14 protein-coding genes are annotated in these 14524 nt (G+C 69.4%); 5 read left to right on the forward strand and 9 right to left on the reverse strand.

Going from position 1 to position 14524, the window contains the following annotated elements:
• The first annotated feature begins 213 nt into the window (after positions 1-213).
• Entirely contained in the window at positions 214-1740 is a 1527-nt protein-coding gene (locus TPAU_RS00965) for a Re/Si-specific NAD(P)(+) transhydrogenase subunit alpha (protein WP_013124900.1), read from the forward strand.
• 1 nt (position 1741) lies between these two features.
• Positions 1742-3163 (forward strand): Re/Si-specific NAD(P)(+) transhydrogenase subunit beta, encoded by a 1422-nt coding sequence (gene pntB / locus TPAU_RS00970; RefSeq protein ID WP_013124901.1) that lies wholly within the window; start codon positions 1742-1744, stop codon positions 3161-3163.
• A 64-nt stretch (positions 3164-3227) separates the two neighbouring features.
• Here the strand turns inward: pntB and TPAU_RS00975 are convergent, their stop codons facing one another.
• Positions 3228-3878 (reverse strand): SDR family oxidoreductase, encoded by a 651-nt coding sequence (locus tag TPAU_RS00975; protein WP_013124902.1) that lies wholly within the window; start codon positions 3876-3878, stop codon positions 3228-3230.
• A gap of 44 nt (positions 3879-3922) precedes the next feature.
• Positions 3923-4534: a LysE/ArgO family amino acid transporter gene (locus TPAU_RS00980; protein WP_013124903.1), complete on the reverse strand. Its 612-nt coding sequence runs from the start codon at positions 4532-4534 to the stop codon at positions 3923-3925.
• A 71-nt stretch (positions 4535-4605) separates the two neighbouring features.
• On the opposite strand from TPAU_RS00980, the gene TPAU_RS00985 reads away from it, so the two are divergent.
• Positions 4606-5499, forward strand: a complete 894-nt coding sequence (locus TPAU_RS00985; RefSeq protein ID WP_013124904.1) for a LysR family transcriptional regulator ArgP — start codon at positions 4606-4608, stop codon at positions 5497-5499.
• Positions 5500-5535: 36 nt separating this feature from the next.
• Complete coding sequence (locus TPAU_RS00990) at positions 5536-7008, forward strand: bifunctional phosphatase PAP2/diacylglycerol kinase family protein (protein ID WP_013124905.1); 1473 nt, start codon at positions 5536-5538, stop codon at positions 7006-7008.
• Here the strand turns inward: TPAU_RS00990 and TPAU_RS00995 are convergent.
• The 5 genes from TPAU_RS00995 to TPAU_RS01015 are packed head-to-tail and all read right to left on the reverse strand — an operon-like array spanning position 7005 to position 11978.
• A complete protein-coding gene (locus TPAU_RS00995; RefSeq protein WP_115329742.1) occupies positions 7005-7835 on the reverse strand; it encodes a chymotrypsin family serine protease in 831 nt (276 codons plus the stop codon). The two genes, TPAU_RS00990 and TPAU_RS00995, sit on opposite strands and share 4 nt — an antisense overlap.
• Before the next feature lie 17 nt (positions 7836-7852).
• Positions 7853-8716 (reverse strand): P1 family peptidase, encoded by an 864-nt coding sequence (locus TPAU_RS01000; protein ID WP_013124907.1) that lies wholly within the window; start codon positions 8714-8716, stop codon positions 7853-7855.
• A gap of 10 nt (positions 8717-8726) precedes the next feature.
• A complete protein-coding gene (locus tag TPAU_RS01005) occupies positions 8727-9113 on the reverse strand; it encodes a DUF5313 family protein (protein ID WP_013124908.1) in 387 nt (128 codons plus the stop codon).
• Positions 9114-9593 (reverse strand): MarR family winged helix-turn-helix transcriptional regulator, encoded by a 480-nt coding sequence (locus TPAU_RS01010; protein WP_013124909.1) that lies wholly within the window; start codon positions 9591-9593, stop codon positions 9114-9116.
• Between the two features lie 48 nt (positions 9594-9641).
• Positions 9642-11978 carry an ATP-dependent DNA ligase gene (locus TPAU_RS01015; RefSeq protein WP_013124910.1) on the reverse strand — a complete coding sequence of 779 codons (2337 nt, stop codon included), beginning with the start codon at positions 11976-11978 and terminating at the stop codon, positions 9642-9644.
• A 182-nt stretch (positions 11979-12160) separates the two neighbouring features.
• On the opposite strand from TPAU_RS01015, the gene ku reads away from it, so the two are divergent.
• Entirely contained in the window at positions 12161-12997 is an 837-nt protein-coding gene (gene ku, locus TPAU_RS01020) for a non-homologous end joining protein Ku (RefSeq protein WP_013124911.1), read from the forward strand.
• Here the strand turns inward: ku and TPAU_RS01025 are convergent.
• Together TPAU_RS01025 and TPAU_RS01030 are read right to left on the reverse strand one after the other, a co-directional pair.
• The gene (locus TPAU_RS01025) at positions 12994-13554 is read right to left on the reverse strand and encodes a TetR/AcrR family transcriptional regulator (protein ID WP_013124912.1); all 561 of its coding nucleotides are present in this window, start codon (positions 13552-13554) and stop codon (positions 12994-12996) included. The genes ku and TPAU_RS01025 overlap by 4 nt on opposite strands.
• Before the next feature lie 26 nt (positions 13555-13580).
• The gene (locus TPAU_RS01030) at positions 13581-14462 is read right to left on the reverse strand and encodes an SDR family oxidoreductase (protein WP_013124913.1); all 882 of its coding nucleotides are present in this window, start codon (positions 14460-14462) and stop codon (positions 13581-13583) included.
• Between the last annotated feature and the right edge of the window lie 62 nt (positions 14463-14524).

A 14524-nucleotide genomic window follows, 5' to 3' on the forward strand; every position in this document is an offset into this window, starting at 1 on the left:
CTATGGTCAGCCCACTGTTCTGAGCATGGGCGGCCCACGTAGCCACCGCGATGTCCGGCGAACCCGGGCGCCCCGCGGACCCACCCCCGTTCACACCGTCGCGGGGGCGGGCGCACGCGTGAGGTCGTGCGAGCCGGAACTCCGGACCGTAGGCCCTGCGGTCCGGCAGGGACGACAAGGAACGAACATGAATGTCGGTGTGGTGATGAGCGCATGATCATCGGAGTGTTGAAAGAGGCGCAGCCGGGCGAGACCCGGGCCGCCGGAACTCCGACGACCGTCGCCCAGCTGATCAAGCTGGGATACCAGGTGGTCGTCGATTCGGGCGCCGGCGAGGCGTCCTCCTTCTCGGACGACGCCTATGTCGAGGCGGGGGCCAGTATCGGCGACGCCCGCGCCGCAGACGTGGTGCTCGGCGTGAACGCCCCATCGGCGGCGCAGCTCGACGGTATCCGTCCGGGTGCGAGCCTCGTCTCGATCCTGGCGCCGGGACTGAATCCCGACCTGCTCGCCGATCTCCGGGGCCGTGGCATCACCGCGTTGGCCATGGATGCGGTGCCGCGCATCTCGCGCGCGCAGTCGATGGATGTGCTTTCCTCGATGGCCAACATCGCCGGCTACCGCGCCGTCGTCGAAGCGGCGCACGTCTTCGGCCGGTTCTTCACCGGACAGGTGACCGCCGCCGGCAAGGTGCCGCCTGCCAAGGTGCTCATCGTGGGCGCCGGTGTGGCCGGTCTCGCCGCGATCGGTGCTGCCGGCTCGCTCGGCGCGATCGTCCGCGCCACCGATCCGCGTCCCGAGGTGGCCGATCAGGTCGCATCGCTGGGTGGGGAGTACCTCTCCATCGCCGACGAGGAGTCCGAGGTCTCGGCCACCGGCTACGCGAAGGAGATGGACGACGACTACAAGGCCCGCGAGGCGCAGCTGTACGCGGACCAGTGCAAGGACGTCGACATCATCGTCACCACGGCGCTGATCCCGGGCCGCCCGGCCCCGCGGATCATCACCGAGGAAATGGTCGCCTCGATGAAGCCCGGCAGTGTCATCGTCGATATGGCCGCGCAGAACGGCGGCAACGTCGCGGGCACCGTGAAGGACCAGGCGATCGTCACCGAGAACGGCGTCACCATCATCGGCTACACCGATCTCGCCGGACGACTGCCCGCGCAGGCCTCGCAGCTCTACGGCACCAACGTGGTGAACCTGCTCAAGCTGCTCACCCCGGAGAAGGACGGCGAGCTCGTCCTCGACTTCGAGGACCCGGTGCAGCGGTCGATCACCGTGACCCGGGACGGAGAGATCCTGTGGCCGCCGCCCGCGGTCAGCGTCTCGGCGGCGCCCCAGGCCGCCCCCGCCGCGCAGGCGCAGGCGCAGCCCGAGAAGCAGCCGATGGCCACCTCCACCAAGGTGGGGCTGACGCTGTTCGGGATCGCCCTGCTGTTCGTGGTCAACGCCTTCGCGCCCGACCCGATCCCGCGGCACTTCACCGTGCTCGTACTGGCGATCGTCATCGGCTACTACGTGATCGGCAAGGTGCACCACGCCCTGCACACCCCGCTGATGAGCGTCACCAACGCCATCTCCGGCGTCATCGTGGTGGGCGCCATCATTCAGGTGGGACTGAACAACACCGCGATCCAGGCGCTCGCCGGCGTCGCGATCCTGCTCGCCTCCATCAACGTCTTCGGCGGTTTCGCGGTGACGCGTCGCATGCTGACCATGTTCTCGAAGGGGGCGTGACATGAGCGTCGAATCCATCGCGACCGCCGCGTATCTCGTCGCAGCGCTGCTGTTCATCCTGAGTCTCGCCGGCCTCTCCAAGCACGAGAGCGCCCGCACCGGCTGGCTGTACGGCGTGATCGGCATGGTCATCGCCATCGCGGCCACTGTTGCGCTCGCGCTCAACAAGAGTGAGGTGGCCGGGACCGCCACCGTGATCCTGGTGGTGACCGCGCTGATCGGTGCCGCGATCGGCCTGTACCGGGCCAGGGTCGTGCAGATGACCGGGATGCCCGAGCTGATCGCGTTGCTGCACAGCTTCGTCGGTCTCGCCGCGGTCCTCGTCGGCTGGGCCTCGTATCTCGAGGTCGAACGCGGCTGGATCCCGGGGGAGGCCGCGCACTACACCGGTGGCCTGCTCAAGATCCACCACGCCGAGGTGTTCATCGGTGTGTTCATCGGTGCGGTCACCTTCACCGGTTCGATCGTCGCGTACCTCAAGCTCTCGGCGAAGATGAAGTCGGCGCCGCTGGTGCTGCCCGGCAAGAACTACATCAACATCGGTGCGCTGGTGCTGTTCGCCGTGTTCACCGTGTGGTTCGTGATCGACCAGCAGCTGTGGCTGCTGATCGCCGTCACCGTGATCGCCCTGCTGCTCGGCTGGCACCTCGTCGCCTCCATCGGCGGCGGCGACATGCCGGTCGTGGTGTCGATGCTCAACAGCTACTCGGGCTGGGCGGCTGCGGCCGCAGGCTTCCTGCTCAGCAACGACCTGCTGATCGTGACCGGCGCATTGGTCGGCTCGTCCGGTGCGTACCTGTCCTACATCATGTGTAAGGCGATGAACCGCTCGTTCATCTCCGTGATCGCCGGTGGTTTCGGCATCGAGGCCGCGCCCAGCGAGGATCAGGATTACGGCGAGCACACCGAGACCAATGCCGACAGCGTGGCCGAGCTGCTCAAGAACGCCAAGACCGTCGTCATCACTCCCGGCTACGGCATGGCCGTGGCGCAGGCGCAGTACGGTGTGGCCGAGCTGACCCGCGAACTCCGCAAACGCGGTGTCACGGTGCGATTCGGAATCCATCCCGTTGCCGGTCGCCTGCCAGGACATATGAACGTGCTGCTCGCCGAGGCGAAGGTCCCCTACGACATCGTGCTCGAGATGGATGAGATCAACGATGATTTCGCCGACACCGACGTGGTGCTGGTGATCGGAGCCAACGACACCGTGAACCCGGCAGCGGCCGAGGATCCGAACAGCCCGATCGCGGGCATGCCGGTGCTCACGGTGTGGGAGGCCGAGAACGTGATCGTGTTCAAGCGGTCGATGGCGTCCGGCTATGCCGGGGTGCAGAACCCGCTGTTCTTCCGCACCAACTCGGCGATGCTGTTCGGAGACGCCAAGGACCGCGTGCAGGACATCCTCGCCGCGATCAACTGATCGAACCGAGAGGGCCCGGCACCGTCGAACGACGGTGCCGGGCCCTTATCGTGGTCGGTATCGGCTACGCCCACGCCTGTTCGATCGTCACGTCGCCGTCGGTGAAAGGCAGGTCCTTGCCGATGGTGTCCGGGCGATCCAGCGCCGACGCCGCGACCAGTGCCACGTTCGCCCGCGAGGTACCCGGGTTGTCGGCGGCGCGCTCGGCCGCCGGATCGACCCGGCCCGAAGGCTCGTCGAGCGTGAGGCGGCCGGGCATCAGTACGGTCCAATCCAAGTCCGAGGCGCGCACCGCCACATCGGCAGCGGCCTTGGCTTCCGCGTAGTGGAAGAACGGATCAGACTCGGGCACACCGTGATCGGGCGCCGCACCCAGATAGGAGACCATCAGGTAGCGGCGCACGCCCGCCTGCTCGGCGGCCTGCACCGACCGGATCGCGGCATCCCGGTCCACGGCGTAGGTCCGGTCCGGGTTCCCTCCGCCTGCGCCGGCGGAGAAGACCACGGCGTCGTTGCCCGCCAACGCGTTCGCGATCTCGTCGCGCGAGGCGTTCTCCACGTCGAGCACCAGCGGGGTGGCGCCCGTGGCGGTCACATCGGGGGCGTGTTCGGGGTTGCGTATCCAGGAGGTCACCTGGTCGCCGCGGGCGCTGAGCACCTGCGCCAGGAGGAGAGCCACCTTGCCGTGTCCGCCGATGATCGCGATCCGTGCCATGGACCCACGGTACGTCCGGAGCGCGGTGCGTGCACCAGCGGGCGTCATCCGCCGAGCGGCAGCGTCGCCAGGCGCGCGGCCAGAACCAGGAGCAGCACTCCGATGCCGGCGTTGAGCGCACGCCACACCGCGGGCCTGCCGAGGGTGCCGGCGAGGCGCCGCGCACCGAATCCGAGGAGACCGAACCAGGCGATGCTGGCGATCACCGCACCGGCGGCGAACCACCAGCGGTCGGTGCCGTACCGCGTCGATGCCGACCCCAGAAGGAGCACCGTATCGAGATAGACGTGAGGGTTGAGCCAGGTCAGCGCGAGTGCGGCGGTGATCACGGCCGCGACCGATCCCGCGGTGTTCCCGCCGGCGGTGAGCCCGTCCGCGCGGCGCGCAGCCCACAGTGATCGCAGCCCGTACCCGATGAGCACCACCGTTCCGGCCCACTTCACCGCCTCCAGCACCGCCGGTCTCCCTGAGACGGCCGCGCCCAGGCCGGCGACGCCCGCGCAGATCAGTGCGACGTCGGAGGCGATGCACACCGCCACCACCGGTGCGATCCCGCGCCCGCGCACGCCCACCTGGAGGATGTAGGCGTTCTGCGCGCCGATGGCCACGATCAGTGAGAGGCCGAGGCCGAGGCCGGCGAGGAGGGCGGAGGTCATGGCGATGACGGTAGGCCCGGAACAGACATAAGTACCAATACTCATATCTGTTGACCCATTAGAATCGATTGATGTTGAGCGGTCAGCACCTGACGACCTTGGTCGCGGTGGTCGAGGAACAGAGCTTCGGTGCGGCGGCCGCGCGGCTCGGGATCACTCAGTCGGCGGTGAGTCAACGGATTCGTGCCTTGGAGCAGCGTGTCGGGCACGTAGTGGTCACCCGTGAGGGGCCGTGCCGACCCACTGACCAGGGCAGCGTCCTGCTCGGATTGGCCCGGGGTGTTGCCACGCTGGAGGCCGAGGCGCTCGGCCGGCTCGCCGACGGCGCCGGGCCGGCCCCGGTGCTCGACGTGGGCGTGAACGCCGACTCACTGGCCACCTGGTTCGGTTCCGTGATCGCGGCGGCTGCCGGATGGGGCGACGGAACCCGCCTGCGGCTTCAGGTGGACGACGAAAATCCCACCGCTGATCTCCTGCGCGCCGGCGCCGTGCTCGGCGCCGTCACCACCGACCCGGAACCGGTGCAGGGCTGCGCCGTCGAGTACCTGGGATACATGCGCTACCTGCCCGTGTGTACCCCGGAGTTCGCGCGGCGCTGGAACCGTGGCGGATGGTGGCGCTGGCGCGAGATGCCGGTCGTCCAGTTCGATCTGCGCAAAGACGACTTGCAGAACCGGGTGCTGCGGTGGCACGGCGTGACCGCCGATCCGGGCACAGTCGACTACCCGCCCGCGCATCGCATTCCGTCATCGGAGGGCTTCGCGCACGCGGTCCGAGTGGGTCTGGGCTGGGGCAGCCTGCCCGAGGCGCAGCTCGGCGACGCCCTCGATCGTGGTGATCTGGTGCGCGTGGGGGAGCGGCCCGTGGACGTGAAACTGTTCTGGCAGTCCTGGCGGCTGCACACCCGCGCCACCGGCCGCCTCACCGACGCGATCCACGCCGCGGCCGCGGTCGACCTGCGCTGACGGCGCACTGCTGCCCCGCCCGGGTACCGTCGGTTCATGGCGGAATCAGCGATCCGGAGCCTGCGGCGTGGGTTCAGTGAGCTCGACGGGAAGCTCTTCGACGCCGTCGCCGATTCGTCGAGCCCACTGCTGGACCACACGATGCGCCCACTGTCGGCGGCAGCGGATCACTCGGTGCTGTGGATGGCGATCGCCGCTGGGATGAGCACGGGCGGACTGTCATTGCGCCGGGGAGCCGTACGCGGCCTGGCCAGTCTCGCGGTGACGAGCCTCGTGGTGAATCAGGGGCTCAAGCGCATCTACCCGCGGGCCCGGCCCGCTTTCGCGGGGGTACCGGTCAAAAGGGCGCGCCGCCAGCCCACGTCGAACTCCTTCCCGTCGGGACACGCCGCGAGCGCGGCCGCCTTCGCTGTCGGGGTCGGCCTGGAGAATCACTCGGCAGGTTACCTGCTCGGTGCTCTCGCGGCCGCTGTGGGACTGTCGCGAGTGGCCACCGGTGCTCACTACCCCGCGGATGTGCTCGCGGGGTTCGCCGTCGGCGCAGGGATCGCCGCCGCCGGGGCGCGGTTGGTGCCGCCTGTCGACGAAGGATGCTCGACCACACCCGCGCCCACCGTCGAGCAGGTGCGGCCGGCTCCCGACGGGGCCGGACTGGTGGTGATCCTCAATCCGTCGTCCGGAGACGGTACCGGCAGGCGGGTGGCGAACGAGCTGCGGGCCGCGCTGCCCGGCGCCGAGATCGTGGAATTGGAGCCGGGGGCCGATGTCGCCGCGATCGCCGCCGAGGCCGCGAGCCGGGCGGAGTTCCTGGGGGTCGCCGGTGGCGACGGGACGGTCGCCACCGTGGCCGCGCAGGCGGTGGCGGCCGATACGCCGCTCGCGGTCTTCCCGGCCGGCACCTTCAACCACTTCGCCAAAGACATCGGTTCCGATACTGTTTCCGCGGCAGTGGATTTCCTCCGTCGGGGAATGGTCACGCGGGTCGACGTGGTGTGGCTCAATGAGGAGAAGATGCTGCTCAATACCGCGAGTATCGGCGCCTATCCCGAGTTCGTGCGCACCCGGTCCCGGTTGCAGCGTCGCCGTATCGGCAGGCCCTCCGCAACCGTGCGCGCGATCTTGAAGGTGCTGCGCAACAGCGCGCCGGTGCGGGTGCGTATCGGTGGCCGGCCGGTCACCGTCTCGTTCTTCTTCCTCGGCAACTCCCAGTACGGTGCAGCGGGTTTCGTCCCCGGCCGGCGCAGCCGCCTCGACGACGGAATGCTCGACGTGCGCTATCTGGAGGACGGTCACCGCAATGCGGCCGCCCGTCTTCTGCTGTCCTGGCTCAGTGGCCGGATCACCACCTCGAAGATCTATCGCGAGGTGCAGGCGCCGGAGGTCACGATCGAGGCCGATCGGCCCTTCCGTGTGGCGCACGACGGAGAGGCGGGCGACCTGCACACCCGGGCCCACTTCCGCGTCGGCCATCGCGCGCTGCGCGTCTTCGGCCGGAGCGAGGTCGGCTAGGTCGTCCCCATCAGGGTCATCGAGTTCGCGAGGATGTCGTCGGCGACGAGAGTGCCGCTCCCGCCGCCGGTCCCGGTCCCGTCGGCCCGGGTGTGCACGCTGTTGACCACGCCGACGGCGGTGAACGTCCCGTCGGGCCACCGGGCGTACACCGGGCCGCCCGAATCGCCTTCGACGGCAGGGGTTCCGGCCCAGGTGACCCGCCGGCCGTCGATGGTGTCGAACACTCCGCAACTGCGTCCGGTGCGGGCGCCCACGATGCAGATCTCCGGGCGCCCGTCGCGCAACTCGGCGGCGGTGCTGTACCCGGTCACCGGGCCGATCGCGTCCGCGACGGCGCGTACGTCCGCACCGAGCACCTGAATGATGGCGATGTCCTGCCCCCGCCGGGTACGAGTGGCCTTGATGTACTCGCCGAACGCGGTACTGCGGCTCGCCGACGTGAGGTAGCGCGCGACCGGGGCGTCGTCGGGCCGGGCCTGTCGCGCGAGGTCGGCGCAGTGGCCCGCGGTGAACGCCACCACCTGGCCGTTGGGGTAGCGGGCGAAGAAGCCGAGAGTGCAGACGCTGGCGTAGAACCCGAAGCTGTCGGCGAACGTGGTGATCCCGGCGCCCGTGGTGGGCCGCGGTGCCACCGCAACCGTGCGGCCCGGGGCGTCGACGGCGTACGGGGCCACGCTCGGTGTGGTCGCCGCCGCCTCGGTGCGAGTGAACCGAGAAGGCTCGGGCGATGACGGGCGCGACGACGGAGTGAGTCCGCATCCGGCGGCGGACACCACGCCGACCAGGGCGAATGCGAGCGCCACGCGCCGTCGATCCGGCTTCACCGCTCCAGATTATGACTTCAGGCGCGCGAGCGGATGGCTTCGGTGACGGCACCGATCGCGAGTGCGCGGACCAGGTCGATCTTCGCGTCCACCTGGCCGGTGGCGGCGGAGATGAAGGCGTCACCGTCGAATCGGGTATGCGGTGGATCGATCGCGCGTGCCAGCCCGTCGTGGGCACCTTGGGCGAGGATCAGGCACTCACTCTTGGTGAGGCGGGCATTGGTGAGCACGACGCCGATCGTGGTGTTCTCCCGCTCGCCCGGCGTCGCGAACGGCGCGTAGTCCCCGAGGCCCGGGTCTGCGGCGGCCCCGGTCAGGACGTCGCCGAAGGCGTTCACGGCACACAGTGCGCCCACGATCAGTGCGCCCGAGCGGGCCTCGGCGTAGGCCAGGCCGGCGTCGCGGATCCCGTCGATGCCGCGGGACTTGCCCACGGTGGCCCCGGTGCCGGCGCCGATCAAGCCGTTGACTTCGGCGTCGTGAGCTGCGGAAGCTGCTGCGGTGTAGCCATTCTCGGCGGTCGGACGCACAGCCGAGTCGCCCACCATGAGGTCGAACAGGCCCAGTGTCGGGACGATCGGCACCCGACCGGCCACGGTCTGTACGCCGCGGCCTTCCTCTTCCAGGCGGCGCATCACCCCGTCGGCGCAGGCGAGCCCGAACGCGGAGCCCCCGGTGAGCACGGCGGCGTGGATCTCCCCGACCGAGCGTTCCGGCGAGAGCAGGTCGAACTCGCGGGAGGCCGGCGCTCCACCGCGCACCTCACCCGAACCGACGGTGCCGTCGGGGAGGATGACCACGGTGCAGCCGGTGCGGGCCGCCGCGTCGGTGTGGTGACCGATGCGGACGCCGGGAATGGTCACGACGAGGCTGGCGGGCATGCGGTGAAGACTACGCGCGCTCCGCCGCGTGCGCGGACTCGTACGCCAGGCGCGTGGCGGCCCGACGCTCGACCGCGTGCGGATTCTCCAACGCCGGGTCGAGGCCGTTCTTCTCCAGTCGCCGCGCGCGATTCGGTCGGATGTACGCCGCGTTGTAGAAGGCGTTGAGCAGCACACCGAGCAACACGGTGGCCGCCCGCAGTCCGACGGGGCCGGGGAGCAGCAGGAGCAGTCCGTACACCGGCACCATCGCGAGCTGGCCGCGTGCCAGGTGGCGGGCCACCCAGGTGCGGCAGGTGAGGGTGTGACGCACCCACGACCGGTTCTTCGCCGGGAGCTTCCCGGTGTAGACCCAGGCCAGGTAGTGCAGCGGATCGGGGCGGTGCAGGTCGGTCATCTACGTCTCCCTCTCGAGGGCGCCCGCGGCCAGGGCTCGGGCGTTGATGGTGGTGAGCACGCGGTGCAGATCCTCGAGCTCGGACAGACTGGCGCCGAGCCGTTCGATCACGGCGGGCGGGACGTTGAGCGCCTGCTCGCGCAGCGCGCGACCGGCATCGGTGAGGTCGACGTCGATCTGTCGCTCGTCGTGCGCCGCGCGGCTGCGGGTGATCAATCCCTGCGCCTCGAGGCGCTTGAGCAGCGGGCTCAGCGTGGGAGAGTCCAACTGCAAGGCCTCGCCGATCTCCTTCACCGACATCGGCGCTGCGCCCCACAACGCGAGCATCACCAGGTACTGCGGGTGGGTGAGGCCCATCGGGGCGAGGATCGGCCGGTACACCGAGAGCACCGCGCGGTTGGCGACGGCGAGCGCGAAGCACACCTGGCGTTCGAGGGCCAGGGGATCTCCGTCGACAGTGGGGGCGTCCGAATCGGTCATGTCCCCACGGTAGCAGGCAGTTAGTGCATTAACTAGTCGTGCACGAAGTTATTCGTCGGGCCCCTCCCACGGGATCTCCGCCTCGCCGGGGAGGTCGCCCGGGAGCAGATCGTCGCGGAAACCGCGCCAGCTGGGCTGCCGCAGGTGCCCGCCCCTGCGGAGCGAGGAATAGCGGACATCACCCACCACCTGAGGCAACACCCACACGGCATCGCGAGCGTCCGGATCGTCGATGGAGGCGGTGAACGGGGAGCGCTTCATTCGCAGCGGTTCCAGTCGCTGCGCGAGCGCGTCCAGATCGCGGTCGCGCAAGCCCGACCCCACCGAGCCCAGATAGACCAGACCGGTCTCCGCGGGCAGACCCACCAGGACGGATCCGATCCGGTTCGCGCGCGAACCCTTCCCCGGCTTCCAGCCGCCGATCGCCACCTGCAGATCGCGCCAGTTCTTGTGTTTGAGCCAGGCCCGCACCCGCTGTCCGGGCAGATACGGCGAGTCGCGACGTTTGGCGACGATCCCCTCCCATCCCCGTTCCGCGCTCAGGGTCGCGGCCACCAGTCCCGTGGAGGCCTCGACCAATGCTGGAACGCCGATCGAGTCGTCGGAATCTAGAAGTGGTGCAAGACTTTCCAATACCTCCCGCCGCACTGACCAGGGCCGCTTGGTGAGGTCGACACCGTTCAGTTCGAGGACGTCGAACAGGTAGAGCCGTACCGCGCCGGTACGGCTCTCGCCCCCCGCCATGAGGTGGAACGACGGTACGCCCGCATCGTCGAGCACTACAGCTTCACCGTCGAGGACCACGTCCATTCCGTCGAGATCGCGGGCCAGTGACTCGAATTCGGGGAACTCACCGGTGACAACCCGGCCCGATCGGGTGCGCAGGCTCAGCGCGCCGCCGCGCACCGTCGCCATGATCCGGTAGCCGTCCCACTTGCCCTCGAAGGCCCAATCCTCGCCGGAGAGCCGGTCGATCGTGGATTCGCTGGGCAGCATCGGATCCGGTGCTTGCGCTGCCGCGGCCTTCGCCGGTGCGGTCTTGTCCTTGGTCAGGTGAGCGAGCCAATTCTTTTCGCCCGTGCGGATGAGGGCGTAGCGCAGTCCGCGCAGTCGCGCGCCGTGCAGCGTGACGATCACCTCGTCCTTGCGCCACTTCTCCAGTTCGTAGGTGCCGTGGTCCCAGATGCTCACATCGCCGCCGCCGTACTCCCCCTTCGGGATGCTGCCCTCGAAGGCGGCGTAGTCCATCGGGTGGTCCTCGGTGCGCACGGCCAGGTGGTTCACCGCGGGATCGTCGGGCAGGTTCTTCGGCACCGCCCAGGAAGCGAGTACGCCGTCGTGTTCCAGGCGGAAGTCGTAGTGCAGGCGGCGCGCGTGATGTTCCTGGATCACGAAGATCGGATCGCCCGTGCTCGCCGCGCCGCCGAAGGGTTCCGGCGTCTTCGCGGCATCGCGCTTAGCCCGGTATTCGTCGAGGTCGACCGGCTCGGGCGGTGCCGGTGTGCCCGAGAGCAATGGAGCGAGCAGATCGCCGCTCGTCCGCACGCGGGCCAGCACGTCGTGGAACTCCAACTGCTGCAAGCCCGGCCGGGACAGTTCGTCCCAGCTGCGGGGTGCCGCCACCCACGGATGCTCGCGCCCGCGTAGCGAATACGGCGAGATCGTGGTCTTGGATCCGCTGTTCTGCGACCAGTCCACGAAGATGCGGCCCCCGCGCTGGTCCTTCGACATGGAGGCGGTCACCAGTTCCGGTGACTCGGCCTCCAGTTGGGACGCGATGGCGTGCGCCACCTTCCGCGCGCCCGGGCTGCTGAGGCCGCCGGGCAAGGTCGAATAGATGTGCATGCCCTTGGAGCCGCTGGTGACCGGGTGCCCGTCCAGTCCCATGGCTGCGAGCAGATCGCGGATGCGCAGCGCGAGTGCGGCGCAATCGTCGAGCGTGCTGCCGGGGCCGGGATCGAGGTCGAGGACCAGGCGATCGGGCGGGCCCGGCTCCTCGTTCTCGCCGTCGGCGATGAACGTCCACTGCGGTACGTGGAGCTCGAGCGCGGCTTGCTGTCCCAGCCACACCATATCGGCCGTGTTCTCGACCACGGGATAGAGCGATTCGCCGTCGGAGTGGTGCTGGGCGCCGCGGCGGATCCAGGCCGGGGCATGGCTGGGGAGGCGCTTTTCGAAGAAGGCGGTTTTATCGACGCCGTTGGGCCAGCGTTTGCGGGTGAGCGGCCGGTCGCGCAGGTGGGGGACCGCGACGGGGGCGATCGCCTGGTAGTAGTCGATCACCTCGGCCTTCGTGGTACCGGTGGCCGGGTAGAGCACCTTGTCGAGGTTGGTCAGTTGCACGTGGACGCCGTCCACCTCACGGTTCTCCCGAGTCTGCGCCACCCGCCCATTATCCCGCTCCCGCCCCGTCGCCACCCCCTCCCCGACTTAACAGCGTTAGCCCATTCTGTTTCGCCAGGACAGCGCATGGGCTAACGCTGTTAAGTCGGGGAGGGGGGCGTGCGGATTGCGGGGCGGGGAATTCGACTCTCGCAATATCGGCTCACACCAGTCACAATGGTCACATGCGCGCGATATGGACGGGTGAGCTGTCGTTCGGGCTGGTCAATGTGCCGGTGAAGGTCTACTCGGCGATCGAGAGCCACGACGCGAAGTCGCATCAGGTGGATGCGAAGGACGGGGTCCGCATCCGGTACAAGCGCGTCCGCGAGGGCACCGACGACGAGGTCGAATTCGCGAACATCGCCAATGCCTACGAGGCCGACAGTGGCGACACGGTGATCCTCAGTAAGGAGGACATCAAGTCGATGCCGGTGGAGAAGCACCGCGAGATCGCGGTGACGGAGTTCGTGCCCCGGGAGGACGTGGACCCGATCATGTTCGACAAGCCGTACTACCTGGAGCCCTCCTCGAAGTCGCCGAAAGCCTATGTTCTGCTGCGTCAGGCGCTCCAGGAAACCGACCGGCTGGCGATCTGCACCTTCACCCTCCGTAACCGTACGCGGCTGTGCGCACTGCGGGTGGTGGGCAATGTGATGGTGCTCCAGACGCTGCTGTGGCCCGACGAGATCCGCACTCCCGATTTCCCCGCCCTCACCGAGGACGTGAAGATCCGGCCGCAGGAGTTGGCCATGGCGGCGTCCCTGATCGACTCCATGTCCACGGATTTCGATCCGGAGCAGTACGAGGACGACTACCAGGTTCAGCTGCAGCAGCTGATCGAGGCGAAATCGACCGGCGAGACCGCCTTCCCGGATGCGCCCGAGGACGAGGGCGACGAGGACGACGAGGTGGCCGATCTGCTCGCCGCGCTCCGTGCATCGGTGAAGAGCCGCGAGTCCGCCAAGCCCGCCGCCGAAACGAAGAAGCCCGCTCGCACCCGTAAACGCGAGGCGAGTTAGCGCGCGGCCACCCCGCGGCGCAGGGTCGCGAAGGACGCTGCGACGCGCTGGGTCAGGGGCGCCGCGCCGGGAACGCGAACCCACTCCTCGAAGGCCACCTTGAAGGCGGCCACCGAAGCTTCGCCGAGGGTGCGGGCACCGTCGGCCCCGTGCTCGGCCAGGAGAGCGCCGAGGGAGCGGGCGATCAGGTCCAGTTTGTACAGTTCCCGCTCGCGGAGTGCCTGATTCGCCTCGACCACCGTCTGTCGGCGCAGTGGCAGCTCGTCGCGCGCCGCGATCGCCTCGGCGGCCGCGGTGAAGGCGCGCTCCAACGCCGCCCAGGGCGGTGCCGACGCGAGGGCCTCGGCGGTGCGTTCGACCAGAAGGTCTCGCAGTACGTCCTGGCCCGCGAAGAGCACCTCCCGCTTGTCGGCGAAGTGCCGGTAGAAGGTGCGCTCGGTGAGTCCGGCGCGGGCGGCGATCTCGGCAACGGTGACCGTGTCGTAGCCGCGCTCACCGAACTCCTCGAGCGCGGCCGATTCCAGTCGCGCTCGCGCGTCCGGCTGCCAACGTCCCATGGCCGACAGGGTACGAGGCCGCCGCGTCAGGCGCCGGGCCAGGCCGCGATATCCGCGAGGAGTCCCGGACCGGTGGGGTTCCAGCCGAAGCGTTCGCGGGTCCACGCGTTCGATGCGGGACTGTCGAGGGCGAGGATGCCGGCGAGGAACCCGAAACGATGCGCGGCCTCCGCATCGGGAACCGGGGCGACGTCCACCCCGGTCAGGGCCGCGACGGCCTCCGCGATCGCCCGGGTGGGCACGCCCTCCTCGCCGACAGCGTGGTACACCTCGCCGGCTCGGCCGCGTTCGACGGCGAGTCGGAACAGGCGCGCCGCATCGGCCCGGTGCACCGCAGCCCAGCGCTGCTCCCCGTCGCCCACGTACCCCGAACTCCCCGTGGCGCGCGCGGTCTCGACGAGGTGCGCGACGAACCCCGCGGGGCTCGCGTCGTGCACCGACGGTGCGAGCCGGACGACGGTGGCCCGCACGCCCCGGTCGGCGAGGGCGAGGGCGGCGTCCGCATTGCCGCTTCGGGGCGAACCCGGTGCGGGGCGATCGGATTCGACAGCGGTGCGCCCCGACGTCAGGCCTGCGACCCCGGAGGCGATGGCCAGCGGCCGGTCGCTGCCCTCGAGAGCGGTGCCGAACGCCTCGATGGCCCCGCGCTCCACTCGGGCGGATTCCTCGAACCGGCTGAAATCGTGGTTGAAGGCGAGATGGACGACGCCGTCCGACGCGGCCGCCGCCGCCCGCAGTAGGTCGGTGTCCTCGATCGTGCCGAGCACGGGCTCCGCGCCCAGCGAGCGGATCGCCTCGGCCGCGCGATCCGACCGGACCAGGCCCCTGACCTCGTGTCCAGCGGCGATGAGTTCCGCGGTGACCGCCGTACCGACGAAGCCGGACGCGCCTGTGACCAGGTATCTCATAATGACCCCACTCAGTGATGACAGATTCTGACATCACTGACGGTACGCCTGATGGCAGAATC

Origin of the sequence: Tsukamurella paurometabola DSM 20162, assembly GCF_000092225.1 — a bacterium.
Classification (GTDB): Bacteria; Actinomycetota; Actinomycetes; order Mycobacteriales; family Mycobacteriaceae; genus Tsukamurella; species Tsukamurella paurometabola.

Excerpts from the sequence above, each read along its gene's own strand:
- TPAU_RS00965 (WP_013124900.1), top strand. The coding sequence starts at position 214 with ATGATCATCGGAGTGTTGAAAGAGGCGCAGCCGGGCGAGACCCGGGCC.
- pntB (WP_013124901.1), top strand. The coding sequence starts at position 1,742 with ATGAGCGTCGAATCCATCGCGACCGCCGCGTATCTCGTCGCAGCGCTG.
- TPAU_RS00975 (WP_013124902.1), bottom strand. The coding sequence starts at position 3,878 with ATGGCACGGATCGCGATCATCGGCGGACACGGCAAGGTGGCTCTCCTC.
- TPAU_RS00980 (WP_013124903.1), bottom strand. The coding sequence starts at position 4,534 with ATGACCTCCGCCCTCCTCGCCGGCCTCGGCCTCGGCCTCTCACTGATC.
- TPAU_RS00985 (WP_013124904.1), top strand. The coding sequence starts at position 4,606 with ATGTTGAGCGGTCAGCACCTGACGACCTTGGTCGCGGTGGTCGAGGAA.
- TPAU_RS00990 (WP_013124905.1), top strand. The coding sequence starts at position 5,536 with ATGGCGGAATCAGCGATCCGGAGCCTGCGGCGTGGGTTCAGTGAGCTC.
- TPAU_RS01000 (WP_013124907.1), bottom strand. The coding sequence starts at position 8,716 with ATGCCCGCCAGCCTCGTCGTGACCATTCCCGGCGTCCGCATCGGTCAC.
- TPAU_RS01005 (WP_013124908.1), bottom strand. The coding sequence starts at position 9,113 with ATGACCGACCTGCACCGCCCCGATCCGCTGCACTACCTGGCCTGGGTC.
- TPAU_RS01010 (WP_013124909.1), bottom strand. The coding sequence starts at position 9,593 with ATGACCGATTCGGACGCCCCCACTGTCGACGGAGATCCCCTGGCCCTC.
- ku (WP_013124911.1), top strand. The coding sequence starts at position 12,161 with ATGCGCGCGATATGGACGGGTGAGCTGTCGTTCGGGCTGGTCAATGTG.
- TPAU_RS01025 (WP_013124912.1), bottom strand. The coding sequence starts at position 13,554 with ATGGGACGTTGGCAGCCGGACGCGCGAGCGCGACTGGAATCGGCCGCG.
- TPAU_RS01030 (WP_013124913.1), bottom strand. The coding sequence starts at position 14,462 with ATGAGATACCTGGTCACAGGCGCGTCCGGCTTCGTCGGTACGGCGGTC.